Annotated in this window: 3 protein-coding genes; 2 read left to right on the top strand and 1 reads right to left on the bottom strand. The window is 75.4% G+C overall.

Annotated features, from left to right (window positions below; translation table 11 throughout):
* The coding region (locus AB0C29_RS48210; RefSeq protein ID WP_360835063.1) for a methyltransferase domain-containing protein at window positions 1-231 on the bottom strand (231 nt) is incomplete at its 3' end.
* A gap of 79 nt (window positions 232-310) precedes the next feature.
* Between AB0C29_RS48210 and AB0C29_RS48205 the strand changes: the two genes are divergently transcribed.
* Entirely contained in the window at window positions 311-985 is a 675-nt protein-coding gene (locus AB0C29_RS48205; protein WP_360835061.1) for a hypothetical protein, read from the top strand.
* A gap of 60 nt (window positions 986-1,045) precedes the next feature.
* A partial coding sequence (locus tag AB0C29_RS48200; protein WP_360835059.1) for a hypothetical protein occupies window positions 1,046-1,458 on the top strand: 413 nt, incomplete at its 3' end.

Genomic DNA, 1,458 nt, shown 5'->3' with positions numbered 1-1,458 from the left:
GCGGGATCGGGCATCGGCCAGGAAGCCCGGCGAGCGGTCGACGCCGGTGACCCGGCCCGGTGCGGTGGCGAGCGCGGCCGTGGTCAGGGCGCCCGGTCCGCAACCGACGTCGAGCCAGGACCGGCCGGCGGGCACGGCGAGCCAGGAGACGAACTCGCGGGCGACCGGACGGCTCCACCGGCCGACATACGCCTCGTACGCGTCGCCGACCTCCCACACCTCGTGGCCCATGCGACGACCCTACGGCCGGCCCGCACCCACGTCACGCACCGGTTGCCGGGCGCCGGATTCCCGATAGGGTTCATCCCCGATGCGGGTCAGCCGGGGTGAGCACCAGGAGCGTAGGCGTGCCCTCAGCGGGCCGGCCCTGCGGGACCTGCTGCCCTGGCTGCCGACGTTGCTGGGCGTCTGCGCGCTGATCGCGCTGCTGATCATCGCCGCGACCCGCTTCACGTCGTCCCCCGAGGTCCGTGCCGTGCCACCGGCGCCACCGTTCCTGCCCGTGCCGGCGGCAACCCCGACAACGTCGTCCTCCCCGGCATCAGCCCCGCCCAGCGCCCGCCCCGGCTCCCAGATGCGACCGGCGACGGCGACCACCTCGCCGCGGCCCGCCCGCAGCTCGAGCCGGGCCACCACCGCCCCGGCGCCCGCCCCCGGCCCGGTGAGCGGCCGATACCGGGTGGTCGACTCGTACGACAACGCGTTCATCGGGGAGGTGCTGGTGGCCAACTCGTCCGGGCGGGACAGCGACTGGCGGGTCGAGCTGCGGTTCCCGCCGGATGTCGGCGACCTGATCACCTCCTGGGTCGAGTCGGCCCCGCAGGCGACCCTGCGCCGCTCGGGTGACAGCTTCATCTGGTCCTCCGGCGTGCCGGTCCCCGCCCGCGGACAGGTCGCGCTGCGCTTCCACTTCTCCCGTTCCGGCTCCGGCAACCTGCCCTCGGCCTGCACCGTCAACGGTCAGGGCTGCTCCGGCCTCGGGTGACCCCGATCTCATCGCGGCCCCGGGTGCATCCACCACCGGGTCCGGCACCGAAGCCTGGTCATGCCCCCCACTCAGTCCTCGGCATTGCAGCAAGTGCGCCAGGCTCCGCGCCTCGTGGAGGTGCTCGGTGACGGTGTCCGCGCCGCCGCCGCCGCGGTGGGCGGGCCCGGCACCATCGGTCTGCTCCGGGAGGCGATCGCCGGTCCGGACCAGCTCACCGCGGTCGCTGCCGTGCACGCGCTGGGTGCGGTGGACGACGACGCCGCGGGCGCGGTCCTGTCCCAGTTGCTCCGGCACCCGCGCGGTTTCCTGCGGGAGCACGCCTCCTGGGCCCTGATGACGCAGTCACCGCGCAGCGATGCGATGGACCCGCTCGTGGCGGCCGTGGCGGCGGGCGGCTTCGGCGGGATGCTGGCCCAGCGGACCCTCGCCCGGTGGGACGCCACCGGCGGGCTCCGCGACGTCGCGGTGCT

It is taken from the genome of Actinoplanes sp. NPDC048791 (genome assembly GCF_040650095.1).
Classification (GTDB): Bacteria; Actinomycetota; Actinomycetes; order Mycobacteriales; family Micromonosporaceae; genus Actinoplanes.
This window is presented reverse-complemented; position numbering and strand designations above follow the sequence as displayed.